The 16,800-nt window shown below is 70.7% G+C and carries 10 protein-coding genes; 8 read left to right on the top strand and 2 right to left on the bottom strand.

Annotated features, from left to right (window positions below; genetic code table 11):
• Window positions 1-588 precede the first annotated feature (588 nt).
• Both OG381_RS43910 and OG381_RS43905 read left to right on the top strand, forming a co-directional pair.
• Complete coding sequence (locus tag OG381_RS43910; protein ID WP_327721583.1) at window positions 589-4,338, top strand: nSTAND1 domain-containing NTPase; 3,750 nt, start codon at window positions 589-591, stop codon at window positions 4,336-4,338.
• Between the two features lie 101 nt (window positions 4,339-4,439).
• A complete protein-coding gene (locus tag OG381_RS43905) occupies window positions 4,440-5,882 on the top strand; it encodes a polysaccharide deacetylase family protein (RefSeq protein ID WP_327721582.1) in 1,443 nt (480 codons plus the stop codon).
• A gap of 46 nt (window positions 5,883-5,928) precedes the next feature.
• Here OG381_RS43905 and OG381_RS43900 read toward each other — a convergent pair whose 3' ends face one another.
• Together OG381_RS43900 and OG381_RS43895 are read right to left on the bottom strand one after the other, a co-directional pair.
• Entirely contained in the window at window positions 5,929-6,873 is a 945-nt protein-coding gene (locus OG381_RS43900) for an LLM class F420-dependent oxidoreductase (protein WP_327721581.1), read from the bottom strand.
• On the bottom strand, window positions 6,870-7,655 hold the full coding sequence (locus OG381_RS43895; RefSeq protein WP_327721580.1) for an ABC transporter ATP-binding protein: 786 nt from the start codon (window positions 7,653-7,655) through the stop codon (window positions 6,870-6,872). The genes OG381_RS43900 and OG381_RS43895 overlap by 4 nt, the downstream gene beginning before the upstream one ends.
• A gap of 271 nt (window positions 7,656-7,926) precedes the next feature.
• On the opposite strand from OG381_RS43895, the gene OG381_RS43890 reads away from it, so the two are divergent.
• The 6 genes from OG381_RS43890 (at window position 7,927) to OG381_RS43865 (ending at window position 16,721) form a co-directional block, all read left to right on the top strand.
• Entirely contained in the window at window positions 7,927-8,955 is a 1,029-nt protein-coding gene (locus tag OG381_RS43890) for an ABC transporter substrate-binding protein (RefSeq protein ID WP_327721579.1), read from the top strand.
• Window positions 8,956-9,013: 58 nt separating this feature from the next.
• Window positions 9,014-9,751 carry an ABC transporter permease gene (locus OG381_RS43885; RefSeq protein WP_327721578.1) on the top strand — a complete coding sequence of 246 codons (738 nt, stop codon included), beginning with the start codon at window positions 9,014-9,016 and terminating at the stop codon, window positions 9,749-9,751.
• A gap of 311 nt (window positions 9,752-10,062) precedes the next feature.
• Complete coding sequence (locus OG381_RS43880; RefSeq protein WP_327721577.1) at window positions 10,063-11,601, top strand: RICIN domain-containing protein; 1,539 nt, start codon at window positions 10,063-10,065, stop codon at window positions 11,599-11,601.
• A 211-nt stretch (window positions 11,602-11,812) separates the two neighbouring features.
• Window positions 11,813-13,153, top strand: a complete 1,341-nt coding sequence (locus OG381_RS43875) for a jacalin-like lectin (RefSeq protein WP_327721576.1) — start codon at window positions 11,813-11,815, stop codon at window positions 13,151-13,153.
• Window positions 13,154-13,369: 216 nt separating this feature from the next.
• Complete coding sequence (locus tag OG381_RS43870) at window positions 13,370-14,704, top strand: glycoside hydrolase family 43 protein (RefSeq protein ID WP_327722712.1); 1,335 nt, start codon at window positions 13,370-13,372, stop codon at window positions 14,702-14,704.
• A gap of 1 nt (window position 14,705) precedes the next feature.
• Complete coding sequence (locus tag OG381_RS43865; RefSeq protein WP_327721575.1) at window positions 14,706-16,721, top strand: RICIN domain-containing protein; 2,016 nt, start codon at window positions 14,706-14,708, stop codon at window positions 16,719-16,721.
• The last annotated feature ends 79 nt before the right edge of the window (window positions 16,722-16,800 follow it).

Below are 16,800 nucleotides of genomic sequence, written 5' to 3'. Positions count from 1 at the left end.
GAGGAGTCCGCGGTGTCCGGGATCTTCTCCAGGTTCTCCCGGGCGTCCCCCTGCGTGAACGTCCAGCAACCGGTGACCAGTTGCTCGGACACGTGTGCCGTGGGGAGCCACCTCGGCCGCCAGGCGGTGGGCCGCAGGACCGCGGCCAGACCGATCGGCCGGACCACCAGCTGAGGCCACAGCGCAGTGCCGTCCAGACCGGCGACCAGCAGGCCCACGCCTGTGGCCGACAGCAGAAGGACGATGCCGGACACCCTCAGGAGGGCCCCGCCGACGACCTTCCGGTCCGGGAGACACGCCGAGGACGCGCACGCTGCTCAGGAGATCCACGGCGCGACCCGACCGAAAGGCCACCTTCGGCGACACAGAGTGCCGCGCACCCCGGCCGAACGGCCGAGCTCCCGCGCGGGGCCCGCCCGCCCCCCCCCTCGTGCAGGCCTCGGGCGCCGTGTCTCCCCCGTATCGGCCGGAGGCACGGCCGTGTCCGTCCCGCGTCCGCGGACTGGGCCGGAATTGGCTCGGCTCCGCGGCCGAACGTAGGTTGGGCGCCGGTCAATGGTGTGTTTGCAGGGCGAAAGGTACGGCCCGGTGGGACGACGAGAGAAGCCGGTGGACCCCGAGGCCGGGCCCGTGCAGCGGCTCGCGCACGAACTGCGCCTGCTGCGCGAGAAGGCGGGAAAGCCGCCGTACCGGGAGATGGCCGAGCGGGCGGGATACTCGACGACCGCGTTGTCGCAGGCGGCGGCCGGCGACCAGTTGCCCTCGCTCGCGTTGCTGCGGGCGTACGTCCAGGTACTGGACGCCGATCCCGAGGAATGGGAGCGGCGCTGGCGGGAGGCGGATGCGGACGTGCGGGCGGCCTCGGCCGAGGAGCGGGCGCCCTATCGGGGCCTGGCCCGTTTCGAACCGGGTGACAGTGCTCTCTTCTTCGGCCGGGACAAGCAGGTCGGCCAGCTGCTGGAGCTGCTGCGCACGCACCGGTTCGCGGTTGTGTCCGGCCCCTCCGGCAGCGGCAAGTCGTCGCTGCTGCGGGCCGGGCTGATCCCCACTCTGCGGCAGGCGCAGGGCGCCGACCGCCCGGCGGTGATCCGGGTACTCACCCCTGGTGAACAGCCCGCGCGCACCCACGAGCGCGCGCTCGTCCCGAAGTCCGACGGGGACGGGGACGGGAACGGGGAAGGCGAGGACGGTGGCCTGGACACCTGGGTGATCGTCGACCAGTTCGAGGAGCTGTTCACCCTCTGCCAGGACCGCGCGGAGCGTGACCGTTTCCTGGATCTGCTGCTGGCCGCCCGCGAACCCACGAGCCGGTTGCGCGTGGCCATCGCCGTGCGGGGTGACTTCTACGGCCACTGCGGCACCCATCCACAGCTCGCGGAGGCGGTCGGTCGAGCGACTCTGCTGATCGGACCGATGGGCCGCGAGGAACTGCGGGACGTGATCACACAGCCCGCGATCGCCGAGGGCCTGAACGTGGAGCGCGCGCTGACCGCCCGCGTCGTCGACGAGGTCTCCGACCAGCCCGGCGCCCTGCCGATGCTCTCGCACGCCCTGCTGGAGACCTGGCGCCGTCGCCGCGGCCGTACTCTCACGCTGGCCGCGTACGAGGAGGCCGGTGGCGTGCGCGGGGCGATCGCCGCGACCGCCGAGCAGGTCTACGGCGACCTCGCGCCGGAGCAGGCCCGTACCGCCCGCCGTATCCTGCTGCGGCTCATCACCCCCGGCGACGGCGCCCCCGACACGCGCCGCCCGGCGTCCCGGGCCGAGCTGGGGTCCGACGCGCGGGACGTGCTGGAACGCCTCGTCGCCGCCCGGCTGGTCACCCTGGACGGTGACACGGTCGAGCTGGCCCACGAGGTACTGATCACCGGCTGGCCCCGGCTGGCCGGCTGGATCGAGGAGGGCCGGGGGCGGCTGCGAGCACAGCGGCTGCTCGGGGAGTCGGCCCGTGCCTGGCAGCAACTGGACCGGGACCCGGGAGCGCTGTACCGGGGCACGCGACTGACCCAGGCCGAGGAGCTCTTCGCCGGGCAGCCCCAGGACGACCTCGCCGAGCTGGAGCGGTCATTCCTCAACGCCTCCCGCGCCGCGCGCGATGCCGAGCGGGAGGCAGGGACGCGAGCCGCCCGCCGTACCCGTCTGCTCGCCGTGGGTCTCTCCGCGTTCCTCGTCCTGGCTCTGGCCGCGGGCCTGCTGGCCTGGCAGCGCGACCGGGCGAGTGACGAAGAGGCGGCCAAGGCGGCCGCCCGCCGACTGGCGACGGTGGCCGACAGTCTGCGCTCCGCCGACCCCCGCACCGCGGCCCTGCTCTCCGTCGCGGCCTGGCGGCTCGCTCCGCTGACCGAGTCCCGCTCGGCCCTGCTCGACGCCCAGGCCCGACCGGAGCGGGACGCGTTCACCGACCCGCAGACGGGTGAGAACTCCCGGCGCTTCCTCACCGATGAGGGCCGCGCCCTCATCACCGTCACCGGCTCCGAAGTGACCGTCCGGGACGTGGCCGACCACCGTGTCACCGCGACCTACCGACTGCCGGCGGGCGCGGAGATCTCCGACGCCGGCCTCGACGCCCGCTCTGTCGTCCTGATCGGCCAGGACGGTGGCGAACTGTGGAACCTCGCCGCTCACAGACCTGTCGCCGAGCTGGGTGACGCGGCCTACTGGGCGGCGTCCGACGGCAGCGCCTTCGGCACCGGGCCGGTGGACAGTCCCGGTCCGGTCACGGTGCGCCGGGGCGGGGACGGCAAGGTTCTGTTCAGCACGCGGACCCCGCGCGCCCTCACCGCCGCCGCGGTCGGCCCGGGCGGCCGCCTCCTCGCGCTGTGTCCCGCCGACGGCGCGCCCCAGGTGTGGGACACCGTCCAAGGCAAGAGGCTGCCGGGGTCCTGGGATAAGGCGGGCGGCACCCTCTGCGGCACCGGCTCGGGGGCGGACCACGGCTCCCGTCAGCTGCGGTTCAGCGGGGACGGGCGACGCCTGGCCGTGCTCTCCGGTAACACCGCCACGGTCTGGGAGGTCTCCGGCGGACAGCAGGTCGCCGACTTCCAGAGCGGGGGCACCAGCGGTTTCACCCAGGCCGTCCTCTCCCCGGACGGGCGGTTCCTGGCCACGGCCGACGACCAGGAGATCGCCGTGTGGTCGCTGAGCCTGGGCGGCGGGCAGGTCTTCCACACTCCGTTGGCCGGCGCCGAGGTGAGCGGCCTGACCTGGGCCCCGGGCAAGGGCCGGACGCTGCGCCATCTCGACGGCGCCACAGTGCGCACATACGACCTGAGCGACCGCCTGGACGCTCACTGGCAGAGCACCCCGGCCGACGTGACCGCGCTCAGCCCGGACGGCACCGTCCTGGCCACGGCCACCCGTTCCGGCTCCGGCTACCGCTTCGAACTGCGCGCTGCACGTACGGGCGCCGTCCTCGCCCGCACCACGCTCGGTGCCCTGCCGGGCGACGGTGCCGACGGTGTCCCACCGCTGGCCTTCAGTCCGGACGGCCGGGCACTGGCCGTCGCCGACACCGTGTCCTCGCACGGCTCCCTCCGACAGCGCTTCACCATCTGGGACGTCCCCGCCCACCGGATCCGTACGTCGTTCCAGACGTCCGGCGCGGCGGACCGCATCGTCTCCGCTCTCGCTCTCGGCACCGGCGGCCGGACGCTGCTGGCCGCGCGCTCACCCAGCGGCGACGGCACGACCGAGGTCTGGGACACCGCAGCCCACCGCCGCACGGCCGGCCTGAGCGCCCTCAACGCGGACAGGCTCGCCCTGCGGCCCGACGGCCGGCTGCTCGCCGGCTCCGCCGACCGGTACGCCGAGCTGCCGTCCGGTCACGTGCGCGGACGCGCCCTGGCAGACGGCCGGCAGGTCACCGCCCTGGCCTTCAGTCCCGACGGCACCCGGCTCGCCGTCGGCGACTCCACCGGGCACGTCACCCTGTGGGACGGCGACCTGCGCACCCGTACGGGCATCCTGACCGGCACCTCCGACACCGTCTCCGTGGGCGAGCCCGAAGCCGTGGGCGCGCTCGCCTTCTCCCCCGACGGGGACACGCTCGCCGTGGGCGGCCGCAACGGCACCCTGCGCCTGTGGGACAGCGCCGGGCAACGGCTCCTCGGCAGCGACCTGCCCACGCCCGGCGACGAGATCGACACCCTCGCCTTCACCCGCGACGGCTCGACCCTGTACGCCGGTGGTCCGGATGTGCTGCTCCAGCGGCACCCGGTCGGCGCGGACGACGTCGCCCGCATCCTGTGCGACCGGGTGGGCGGAGGACTCACCGAGGCCCAGTGGGAAACGTACGTGCCCGGCCTGCCGTACCGGCAGGTGTGCGCGGCGGCGCGCTGAGCGGGATTCTTTTGTTCACAGTGACGGTGACGGTCGCTGAAAAATGCCTCTGACCTGGACGATCGGACTCCGACAAGCCCTCTAGTTCAGGTTCTGGTCTCATGCGTACGCACCTCCTGTTTCCCTCCCTCCTGCTGCTCGGCTCGCTCTCCCTGACGGCTGCCTGTGCGCCCGGGTCCTCCGGGACGCCGGATCCGTCGCCCGCCGGAGCGCGGCCCGGATCGACCTCCGGCACGGCGCCGGTGCGGACGGTGGACCCCTCGAAGATCAAGGGTCTGCGGATCGTCAACGACAGCAGCGAGGACACGTCCTGCCCCTTCGCGGCCGGCTACCCGGACGTGCCCGGCGCCGAGGCCATGACAGCCGCGATGAAGAAGGACGTGGACGGACGCCTGGCCACCTTCCGCACGGCGTGCGACGACGGCGGCGGGGCCGGCGCTGTCGGCGAGCTCAACATCAGCCACCAGTTCCTGGTCGCCTCCGGGGACGTCCTCGGCGTCCGGCTCACCACCCAGGACCACTCTGCGGCAGGCAGCGGGCTGAGTGTGCGCACCTACTGGTACGACGGTCGGGCGGGCGCGTACCGCACCGCGCTCGGGCTCATCGCCGACGGGTCCCGGGACGCCTTCGTCTCCGCCCTGAAGAAGCAGCTCGAGGGACGCGAGGGCACCGACGCGGGCACGGTGGACGAGGCGTTCGCCGACCCCTCGAACCGGACCACCATCCTGGACGACATGGTCTACACCGCCGACGGCGGACTGCGGGTGACCTTCGACCGGGGCGAGGTCGGCGCCCCCGCCGCCGGCACCTACGTCGTGACCTTTCCCAGGGCGACGGTCACCCCCTGGCTGTCCGCCTTCGGCAAGCGCGCCCAGCAGCAGACCGTACGGCCGTCCGGCGCGCTCGACCTCGGGGCGGCGGCCACCCCCACTCCGGCCGTACCCACGCACACGGCCTCCGGCGACGACGACACCGACTGCGAGAAGGTGAAGTGCGTCGCCCTGACCTTCGACGACGGGCCCGCCGTCCCGGAGACGGCGACCCTGCTGACCTACCTGGCGCAGTACGACGCCCGGGCCACCTTCTTCACGGTCGGCCAGAATGTCGTCGCCCACCCCGACCTGGTCCGCGCCGAGGCACGCGCCGGCAACGAGGTGGGCAACCACTCCTGGAGCCATCCCGACCTCACCAAGCTCACCTCCGAGCAGGTCGCCTACCAGCTGAACCGCACCAGCGCGGCCATCAAGACCGCGACCGGCAAGGAACCCACCCTTTTCCGGCCGCCCTACGGCGCGGTCAACAGCACCGTCCGCGGCGCCACCAAGCTCTCACCCGTGCTGTGGACCCTGGACACCGAGGACTGGAAGTACCCCGACGCCGCGAAGGTGGCGCAGAGCGTCATCGGCAAGGTGCGGCGCAATGACGTCGTCCTCATGCACGACATCCACGCCACGTCGGTGGCCGCGGTCCCCGAGATCCTGCGCACCCTCGGCGCCCGCGGCTACCACTTCGTCACGGTCAGCCACCTGCGCGCCACGATGTGAAACCCCTTTCCACCTCGGCACGGCAGCGTGCCGTGGCTTTCGCGCCCTACAGCTGCGGGAGCACCTCACTCGCGATGAGTTCCAGGTGGTCGAGGTCATCGAAGTCGATCAGCCGCAGATGGATACGGGTCGTGCCGATCGCGGCGAACTCACCGAGCCGTTCCACGAGTTGAGCCGGGGATCCGACCACCGCGTCCTCCGGCGGCAACGCGCTCTTGGCGTGGAGCGGGGCGGCCCTCCGTCGCACTTCCGCGTCCGTGCGACCGATGGCCGCGACGACACCGGCCGAGAGCGCCAGTGGTGGCCGGCCGGCGCCGGCCCGCCCGGTCCGGTCACACGCCTCGGCAACCCGTCGGTACGCCCGGGCCGTCTCGGCCACCGACTTGAAGGGCATGTTGAACTCGTCGGCGTACCGGGCCGCCAGTTCCGGGGTGCGCTTGGGGCCGCGGCCCCCCACGATGATGGGCGGACCCGGCACCTGCACGGGCTTCGGGAGAGCGGGCGCGTCGACGAGCTGGTAGTGGTCGCCGCGATAGCTGAAGCTCTCGCCGACCGGTGTCCGCCACAGGCCGGTGATCACCGCCAGCTGCTCCTCCAGCCGATCGAAGCGCTCCGGGGCGGGCGGGAACGGGATGCCGTACGAGGTGTGTTCCCGTTCGTACCAGCCCGCGCCGAGGCCCAGTTCGACCCGCCCCCCGCTCATCCGGTCCACCTGCGCCACCATCACGGCGAGCGGTCCCGGCAGCCGGAAGGTGGCCGAGGTGACCAGGGTGCCCAGCCGGATCCGGGAGGTCTCCCGGGCGAGCGCGCCGAGCGTCAGCCAGGCGTCGGTCGGGCCGGGCAGGCCGGGATCGGCACCCATCGTCTGATAGTGATCGGCCCGGAAGAAGCCCTCGAATCCGGCGGCCTCGACGAGTTGTGCGAAGCGCCGCTGATCCTCGTAGTCGGCGCCGCGGTGCGGCTCGGTGAAGACGCAGATCCGCAGGCTCATCGCCGCTCCGTTTCGGCCGTCCCGGACAGGTCCCGTTCCATCAACAGTTCGTGCAGATCGGCGCTGCACCGGGCCACTTCGGCCAGGTGCGCGGTCCGGCCCAGCGTCCTCGGCCGGGGTATGGCGATGTCGACGATCTTGCGGATCCGGCCCGGCCGCGGGGTGAGCACCACCACCCGGTCGGCGAGCAGCACGGCCTCGTCTATCGAGTGGGTGACGAAGACGACGGTGGAGGAGTTCTCGAGGTGGATGCGTTGCAGCTCCACGGCGAGGTCCGCGCGGGTGAGTGCGTCGAGTGCGGAGAACGGCTCGTCCATGAGCAGCACCCGTGGCTCGCCCATGAGCGAGCGGCACAGCGCGACACGCTGCTGCATGCCGCCGGACAGTTCGTGCGGCCGGTGCTTCTCGAAGCCGTTCAGTCCGGCCGTCTCCAGCAGCCGGTACGCCCGTTCACGGTGCTTCGCCTTGTTCCAGCCGAAGATCTCCACGGGCAGCAGGACGTTGTCGAGGACGGACCGCCAGGGCAGCAGGGCCGGCCGCTGGAACAGCATGGCAACGTCCCGCCGGGCTCCGGTGACCCGCTCGCCGCCGATGGTGATCTCGCCCTCGGTGACCGGCAGAAGACCGGCGATCAGCCGGAGCAGCGTGGACTTGCCGCACCCGGACCGGCCCACCACCGCCACGAACTCGCTCTCGGCGATGTGAAGGCCGATGTCCTTAAGCGCCGCCGTCGAACCGGACCGGCTGGTGAAGCTCCGGGACACACCGGTGAGTCTGATCATCCGGCGGTCTCCCCATCCACGGGCAATCGTCGTGCCGGCCGGGTCCTGTCGCCCGATCAGGCTACCCGCAGCAGGCCGATCGGCGGTACCTGGCGTCCGGTCGATGCATGCCCCAATGACCTACACCTGGCCCACAACTACCCATCCCTCGTACGCTGTTGCCTGCACCAAGTGTCATGCCCCCGGCAGCTCCGTGCCGCCGTTCCGTCTCGTCTGTCTCGACGCCCCTCCGCCGGCGCGTTCGGCGGCCGGAAAGGACAACACTGTGCGCATGATCCGGTTCGCCCGTACGGTCACCGCGGCAGCCCTGACCACCGCGCTGGCGCTGATGGCGGGGTGCGGTGGCTCGGATTCCGACGCGGACGCCGGTCAGGACGGCAAGGCACTGAAGAAGGTGACCTACCTGACCTCCTTCGGCAGCTTCGGCCGGGACGCGTACGCGTGGGTCGCGAAGGACAAGGGGTTCTTCGAAGAGGCCGGCTTCGACGTGAGGATCAGGCCGGGGCAGGGCACCGGCGGTGTGATTCCGGCCGTTGTGAGCGGCCAGGCGCAGTTCGGCCCGATCGACCTGACGGGGGGTCTGCTGCACATGGGCAACGGTCAGGCGAAGGACTTCGTCGCGGTGGCCGCCATCCAGCAGCGCACCATGGCCGCGATCGCCACCACCGAGGGCAACGGCATCGCCAGGCCGAAGGACCTGGAGGGCAAACGGCTCGCTGACACGCCCGGCTCTGTCGTACGCAACCTGTTCCCGACGTACGCCCGGCTGGCCGGTGTGGACGCCGACAAGGTGACCTGGGTCAACGGCGAGGCGCAGACCCTGATGGGCACGCTCGCCGGCGGCTCGGTGGACGGTATCGGCCAGTTCGTGGTGGGCAAGCCGACCATCGAGGCGGTGACGAAGAAGAAGGCCGTGCTGCTGCCGTACAGCGACGTGATCCCCGACCTGTACGGAAACGTGCTGATCACGTCCAAGAAGATCGCCGAGCAGGATCCGGAGATGGTGCGGCGGTTCACCGCCGCGCTGCTCAAGGGCCTGGAGTACAGCCTCGCCCACTCGAAGGAAGCCTCCGAGATCCTGAAGCGGAACGTGGACACCACGAATCCGGCCGCCGCGGCAGCCGAGTTGGAGTTGATGGCCGCGTACGTCACCCCGAAGGACGGTTCCGGCACGACGCTCGGAACGCTGGACTCCGGGCGGGTGGCGAGGAGCATCAAGATTCTGGAGGAGGCGGACGCGCTGCCGAAGGGGATGACCCCTGAGCAGATCATCGACTTCGGCCTGGTGCCGAAGGCCTGAGCCCGTGCCACGAGTCGGTCCACGTCGCGGGACGGGCGTCGGCGTCGTACTTCTGCCCATGGCCGGGCTGCTGGTCGCGCTCGGCGTGTGGTGGCTTCTCACATCGGCGCTGGGGGTAGTCCACCCGGCGGTACTGCCTCCGCCGGGAGCTGTGCTCTCGGCGTTCACCGCCACCCCGGTCCGGTTTCTGGAACACACCGGCGACACCACGGTGGAGACGGTGGTCGGGTTCGTTCTGTCCAGCGCCTGCGGAGTTCTGATCGGACTGTCGCTGGCCGCCTCGCGGGTACTGGAGCGCATGTTCACGCCACTGCTGGTCGCCGTCAACGCGGTTCCGAAGATCGCGCTCGGGCCCCTGCTGGTGGGGGCGCTCGGATGGGGGCAGAAGCCGGTCCTGACCATGGTCTTCCTGCTCTGCTTCTTCCCGATCGTGCTGTCCACCGCGACCGGCCTGACCTCGACCCCGGCGGACCTGGCCGAGTTGGCGCGCTCGCTGGACGCCTCTCGCTGGCAGGCATTCCGGAAGGTCCGGTTTCCCGCCGCGCTGCCGCAGATCTTCGTCGGGTTGAAGGTGGCCATGCCGCTCGCCGCGATCGGTGCGGTCATCGGCGAGTTCCAGGCCGGTGAGGCGGGGCTGGGCTATCTGATCGTGCAAGCCGGCGGGGTGGGCGACACCGCCACCGCCTGGGCCGCGATCATCCTGATCGGGTTGATGAGCATCCTTCTCTACTTTGCCTTGGTGTTGTTGGAACGGTTCACACTGCCCTGGGTCAGGGACACGACCTGGCACAAATGACGTACGGGACTTTGTCGTCCTGCCGGAGAAATGCCGCGAGACTCACCAGAGCGTCCGATAGTTTCACATCCCAACCTTCGAATACAGGTGCGACTACCGCCGGTAACATTCTATCGCCCGCACGGTTTTGAAAATCGGTCAGAGAGAGCGCTTGTCTCGCCCGACTCGTGTATGCGAAGGTGAGCCTCGCTTGAGAGAGTCCCGGCCCTGACCAGGCAAAAAGGCATCCTCAAGGTATGAACCAATCACCCAGCGCTTTCCGACGGAACGTCATTTCGTATGCCGTCCTGCCACGAAAAGGAAAGGGTTCCGTGCAGGTTTCCATCCCCCCACGCCCGCCGTACCCGCCCCGTCCCGGACTGCCCCTCGGGGAGCCGGATCCGGACCTCGTCGCCCAACTGGGCGGCGACGTCGACGAACGACACCACGCGACAGCCGTGTTGCTGGCCCGCCACTGGCTCGCCGCGCGCGACTACGCACTCCTGTGCCTGGCCTCCGCCACCCCCACCGCCCAGTTCGTGGCCGCCAGCGCCTTCCAGCGACTGCTGGACCGACTCGCGGGCGGCGCTCCCGCCGGGGCGCTGCGCCCGCAACTGCTGGTGACGGTCCGCGAGACCGTCCGCGCCTGGGCCGCGAACGACAAGACCTGCGCGGCCCTGCCAGAACTGCGCAAACCGACCGGCGGCCGTGGTCTGCACACCGCCAGGCCGGAAGCCCCCGCCAACCGGAAACTCGCCGAACGCGCCTTCGTGGCGTTGTCGGATTTCTCCCAATGCCTTCTGTGGCACACGGAGGTCGAGGCGGAGCCCATCGAGATACCCGCCGGCCTGCTGGGTATGGAAACCGTTGCCGCGAAAACTGCCTTGAGCAAGGCCCGTGAACAATTCCGGACCGGTCTGGTGCGCGCTCACACGCAATTCGCCCCGTCCGAGGAGTGCCGGTTCTACAGCAGCCTTATCGACGTCCCCATTCGACGGGGCGCCACACTGCTCCCGGATGTCCAACAGCATCTGACGCAGTGTCCGCATTGCCAATCCACCGCCGAGCAACTCGAATACTTCGAAGGCCGGTTGGGGCTTCTGCTGGCCGATTCCGTGCTCGGCTGGGGAGGGCGGCGTTACCTTGCCACGCGTCCCGGCCGCAGCGCTCCCGGAGCGTGGCAGTCCGCACCGGAGCGCGAGCAGGCACCTCCGGTCGCCGTCGGACGCCGTCGCACCACGGCCGAGCGGAGGTACCGCGCGTTCGCCGCCGCGGCCGTGGCCACGCTCGCCCTCCTCGCGGCCGTGCTGGCGGCTCAGAACTGGTCCGACGACAACGACACGCCCGCGTCGGACACACCGGCCTGGGGAGCTCCCGCCAACGGCATCCCGAGCCCCGGCTCCACCGGACGGACCGGCGCCGCCTCCTCCACCTCACCGGGCACCTCCGGCACGTCCGCCGAGGGCAGGCTGCACAACCTGGCCACCGGAGAGTGCCTGGCCGTCGACAACCGGGCCTCGGTCGGCGCGGCCATCGGGCTGGCGGCGTGTTCGTCGGCCGGGTCCGAGCGGTGGTCCTACGAGTTCGACGGTCTGCTGCGCAGCGGCGCCGACCCCTCCCTCTGCATGACCGCCGACCCTCGGACCCGCGACGTCCGACTCGCGCTGTGCGTCGCGCCCACCGGCGAGGTGACGTACGTCCTCACGAGCCACGGGGAGCTCCTGCTGCGCCACCATCAGGATCTGGCTCTGGCGCCGGACCGGAACGGCAAGCTCTCCGAGGTGGTCGTGGCCGACCGCGACGCATCCGACGGCCAACGCTGGGCGCTCGAGGCCACGGATGCCGACGCCGCCCCCAAGTCCCATACGTAGAAGCATGGTTGGAGGGGGCGATAGGACAGGGGGCGACGGTATCGCGTGAATCCGTGGGTGAATGACCCCCGGCGGGGATCCGAACCGCCCATGTACGGGCGGCAACTCCTGTGAAAGAACGCCCGAAGTCTCGACAGACCCCGGGTAACCGGGGGTAACTTCAGCCCCGTCCTCACCGCAATCGCTTTCTCTCCCCAGGAGCCACCCCCTCATGCGCAGACTCCTCGCCTGTCTGACGACGGCGGCCGCCGTCCTCGGCGGACTCACCGCGGCCGCCCCCTCCGCGGCGGCCGCCGACTCCGGCACCTTCAGCGTCCTCAGCTACAACGTGGCCGGCCTGCCCGAGGCCGTCTCCAGCGCCCCGACGCCCCGCGAGTCGGCCACCACGGCGATCGGCGGGCGGATAGCGCCGTACGACGTCGTCCACGCCCAGGAGGACTTCAACTACCACGCCGCCCTCTACGCGGCCGACACCGCTCACGCCCACCGCACCGCCACCAGCGGCGGCGCCGCCATCGGCAGCGGCCTCAACAGCCTTTCGAAGATCCCCTACGACGAGGACGACTTCGAGCGGGTGCGCTGGAACACCTGCACCTACGGCTCGGGCGACTGCCTGACCCCCAAGGGCTTCACCTTCATGCGCGAGCGGCTCGCCGAGGGGGTGTACGTCGACTTCTACAACCTGCACACCAACGCGGGCACCAACGCGGACGACCTGGCCGCCCGCGCCTCCAACCTCAGCCAGCTCACCGGCTTCATCGCCACCCACTCCGCCGGCAACGCGGTCGTGGTCATGGGCGACACCAACACCCGCTACACCCGCTCCGGTGACACCATCGCCGAGTTCGCCGCCGCCAACGGTCTCACCGACACCTGGGTCCAGCTGATCCGCGGCGGCAGCGCACCCGCCAAGGGCAGCGACGCGCTGGTCTGCGACCAGACCGGGACCACCGTCCCCAACACCTGCGAGGTCGTCGACAAGATCCTCTACCGGGGCAGCAAGCTGGTCTCGCTCAACGCCACGTCGTACAACAACGAGCACTCCAAGTTCCTCACGGCCGACGGCCTGATGCTCTCCGACCACGACCCGATCACCGCCGGCTTCAGCTGGTCGCGCAACACCGCGTTCCAGCTCAGCGACCAGTTCGGCGGCCCGCACGGCGACTACTACAACGACATCGCCAGCGTGCCCGCCGGGGCCCGTGCCACCACCGTCGCCCTGCGTGCCGGGTCCCGGGTCGACCAGGTGAGCCTCACCCTGGCGAACGGCACCACACTCACCCACGGCGGCACCGGCGGCACCGCGTCCTCCCTGACGCTCGGCAGCGGGGAGTACGTGACGACGGCGTACCTGTGCCAGGGTCAGAAGGACGACCGCACGCGGATCTTCTACGCCAAGTTCACGACCAACCTCGGCCGCACCCTGGCCGGTGGCACCACCACCTCCGACTGCGTGACGCGCACCGCGCCCTCCGGTTGGCAGATCGCCGGCTTCCACGGCCGGGCCGGTGACGAGGTCGACAAGGTCGGTTTCCTCTACACCCAGCGCTGATCCTCTTCCCGCCCCGGGGCGCCTCGCTCCCGCCCCGGGGCACACAAGAATCACAAAGGCACGTCAGGACGATTGACGGGCGCATGCTCAACCCCTACGTTCTGATCGATTTTCCGAACCGCGTTCGAAATCCCGGCCATTTCAGGTGCCCCCGCACGCCACCCTGGAGCCCACGTGAGCAAGAACCCCCACCTGTCCCGTCGCGCACTGCTCGGCATGACAGCCGCCGTCCCCGTCGCCCTGACCCTCGGCACCGGCACCGCCCACGCCGCCGACTCGGCCTACGCGATGGTCTACTTCACCGAGTCGACGAACCTCGGCGACGGCACCGACTACGGCCTGCACCTGGCCGTCAGCCCCGACGGGCTCAACTGGACGCCGCTCAACCAGAACAACCCCCTGGCCACCCCCACCGCCGGCGCCCTGGGCCTGCGCGACCCGTTCCTGATGCGCAAGCAGGACGGCACGTTCGTGGTGCTCGCCACCGACCTCAAGGGCACCGACTGGAGCTACAACAGCCAGTACATCCACGTCTGGGACTCCGCCGACCTGCGCACCCTCACCGGCTACCGGCGCCTGAAGCTGCACGACATGGCCACCCACAGCTGGGCGCCCGAGGCGTTCTGGGACGCCGGCCGCGGTCAGTACGCGGTCATCTACTCCTCCGTGAACAGCAGCGGCCACAACGTCATCATGGTCAACTACACCAGCGACTTCGTCACCGCCTCGGCCCCGCAGGTGTTCTTCGACCCCGGCTACGACGTCATCGACGGCGACATGGCGGTCGGCGTGGACGGCTACAACTACCTCTACTTCAAGAAGAACCAGACGCTGGTGAGCGCCCGGTCCACCTCCCTGAACCCGGGCAGCTTCACCGAGTACAGCGCCGGTGTCGCACACGGCGGCACCGAGGCCCCCACGGTGGTCAAGTCCCTGTCCTCCGGCACCTGGTGGCTGTGGGGCGACACCTACACGCCCAACGGCGTCTTCTACGCCTGGCAGTCGAGCAGCCTCGCCTCCGGCACCTGGACCGCCCTGGACCAGAAGACCTACACCCAGCCGGTCAACTCCAAGCACTGCGGCATCACCACGATCACCACGACCGAGTACAACAACCTGCTCGCCAAGTGGGGCGCTCCGGCCTGGAACCGGCTCAAGTCGTACAACTTCCCGGCCCGTTACATCCGCCACGCCAACAACGTGGGCCGGATCGACGAGTACCCGATCGAGCCGTACAAGGACTCCCTGTGGACCCTGGTCCCGGGGCTCGCCGACAGCTCCGGGGTCTCCTTCCGGTCGGTCAACTACCCCACCCGCTACCTGAGGCACTACAACTACGCGCTCCAGCTGGACGCGAACGACGGCACCTCGACGTTCGCCGCGGACGCGACCTTCTACCGCACGGCGGGCTTCGCGGACGCGAGTTGGGCCTCCTTCCGGTCGTACAACAACCCGACGCGCTACATCCGCCACGCGAACTACGTCCTGCGCATCGACCCCATCTCCACCACCACGGAGCGCCAGGACGCGACCTTCCGCGTCGGCTACTGACATGGCAGACACCCACGCGCCGAACACCTCCGCACCCGGCTGGGCCAGACGCGTCACCGTGCGCGTCCTCGCCCTCGCGCTGGCCGTGTCCGGCCTGACGGCCCTGGCCGGACACGATCCATCGGTACCTCTGCCCGCCGAGCCGGCGGCGGTCAGCACCACGCAGGCCGCCGTCGCCCCGCCGTCGATGGGCTGGGCGTCCTGGAACAGCTTCGCCAGCAGCATCGACTCCGATGTCATCAAGGACCAGACGGACGCTCTGGTCTCCTCCGGCATGGCGGCGGCCGGGTACCAGTACGTCAACCTCGACGACGGCTGGTGGCAGGGCGACCGCAACGCCGACGGGTCCATCGCCGTCGACGCCGAACTGTGGCCGGGCGGCATGAAGGACATCGCCGACTACATCCACAGCAAGGGGCTGAAGGCCGGCATCTACACGGACGCCGGCAGGCAGGGCTGCGGCTACTACTACCCCACCACCCGCCCCGCGGCCCCGAACACCGGCATGGAGGGCCACTACCAGCAAGACCTGGAGACCTTCCAGCGCTGGGGCTTCGACTACGTCAAGATCGACTGGTGCGGCGGCCGGGTGGAGGGCCTCAACCCGGAAACCACGTACAAGCAGATCGCCGCCGCCAACGAGGCCGCCACCGCCGTCACCGGACGCCGGCTGGTGCTGTCGTTCTGCGAGTGGGGCAGCGGACTGCCGTGGAACTGGGCCACCGGCTACGGCGACCTGTGGCGCACCAGCAGCGACGTCATCCTGTGGGGCCAGACCCCGACCACCGCCATGATGCTCACCAACTTCGACCGGGGCCTGCACCCGGCCGCCCAGCACACCGGCTACTACAACGACCCCGACATGCTGATGGTCGGCATGAACGGCCTCACCGCCGCCCAGAACCGACTGCACATGGGCCTGTGGGCGATCTCCGGCGCCCCGCTGCTGGCCGGCAACAACCTGGCCGCGATGAGCACCGCCACCCGCGACATCCTCACCAACCGTGAGGTCATCGCCATCGACCAGGACCCGCGCGGCCTGCAGGGCGTCAAGGTCGCCGAGGACACCCGCGACCTTCAGGTGTACGGCAAGGTCCTCACCGGCACGGGCAAGCGCGCCGTGCTGCTGCTCAACCGCACGTCCTCGGCGGCGTCCATGACCGTGCGCTGGGCCGACCTCGGCCTGACCGGTGCCACCGCGTCCGTGCGCAACGCCTGGACGGGCACCAACGCCGGTTCCCACACGACCAGTTACTCCACGACCGTCCCCGCGGGCGACGCCGTCCTGCTCACCGTCTCCGGCACGGAGGCCTCCGGGTCGACCTACGAGGACACCACCACGGCCACCACGCCCACTTTCGGTGCCGTCACGACGGGCGCGGCGGGCACCAAGCTGGTGGACATCACCTACGCCAACGGAGGCAGCACGGCCCGTAGGGCGACCATCCAGGTCAACGGCCAGTACACGTCCGTGGTCTCCTTCCCGCCGACCGGCTCGACCACCACGTACCGCACCGTGTCCGTCCTGGCACACCTGGCCAAGGGCACCAACACCGTGCGCTTCGCGGCTCTCTCCGGCGCCACCGCGCCCGACATCGACGCGATCCGTGTCCAGGGCATTCCCGGCACCAACGGCGTCGCCCTCGTCGGCGCCGCCTCCGGCCGCTGCGCCGGACTGGAGAAGAACACCATCACCGACGGTTCCCAGGCCATCCTGTGGGACTGCTTCGGCGGCCGGAACGAGACCTTCACGCAGACCTCGCGCGGCGAGCTCGTCGTCTACGGCAACAAGTGCCTGGACGCCGACAACAACGGCACCGCCAACGGCACCAAGGTCATCATCTGGACCTGCACCGGCGGCACCAACCAGAAGTGGACCGTCCACTCCGACGGTACGATCACCAACGACCTGTCGGGACTGTGCCTCGACGCCGCGGAAGCGGCGACCGCCAACGGCACCAAGCTGGTCCTGTGGACCTGCAACGGTCAGACCAACCAGCGGTGGGCCCTCAACTGACCTGACCCGCACCGCCCGCTCCGCCCGTCGCCGGGCCGGCCGTCGAACCGGTCCCGGCGGCGGGCGATGTCGTGCGCCG

This window comes from Streptomyces sp. NBC_00490, assembly GCF_036013645.1.
GTDB classification, from domain to species: domain Bacteria; phylum Actinomycetota; class Actinomycetes; order Streptomycetales; family Streptomycetaceae; genus Streptomyces; species Streptomyces canus_F.
The sequence above is the reverse complement of the archived record's forward strand: the minus strand, read 5'-3'. Positions and strand labels throughout refer to the sequence as shown.

Excerpts from the sequence above, each read along its gene's own strand:
- OG381_RS43900 (WP_327721581.1), bottom strand. The coding sequence starts at position 6,873 with ATGAGCCTGCGGATCTGCGTCTTCACCGAGCCGCACCGCGGCGCCGAC.
- OG381_RS43905 (WP_327721582.1), top strand. The coding sequence starts at position 4,440 with ATGCGTACGCACCTCCTGTTTCCCTCCCTCCTGCTGCTCGGCTCGCTC.
- OG381_RS43875 (WP_327721576.1), top strand. The coding sequence starts at position 11,813 with ATGCGCAGACTCCTCGCCTGTCTGACGACGGCGGCCGCCGTCCTCGGC.
- OG381_RS43885 (WP_327721578.1), top strand. The coding sequence starts at position 9,014 with ATGGCCGGGCTGCTGGTCGCGCTCGGCGTGTGGTGGCTTCTCACATCG.
- OG381_RS43890 (WP_327721579.1), top strand. The coding sequence starts at position 7,927 with ATGATCCGGTTCGCCCGTACGGTCACCGCGGCAGCCCTGACCACCGCG.
- OG381_RS43865 (WP_327721575.1), top strand. The coding sequence starts at position 14,706 with ATGGCAGACACCCACGCGCCGAACACCTCCGCACCCGGCTGGGCCAGA.
- OG381_RS43870 (WP_327722712.1), top strand. The coding sequence starts at position 13,370 with ATGACAGCCGCCGTCCCCGTCGCCCTGACCCTCGGCACCGGCACCGCC.
- OG381_RS43895 (WP_327721580.1), bottom strand. The coding sequence starts at position 7,655 with ATGATCAGACTCACCGGTGTGTCCCGGAGCTTCACCAGCCGGTCCGGT.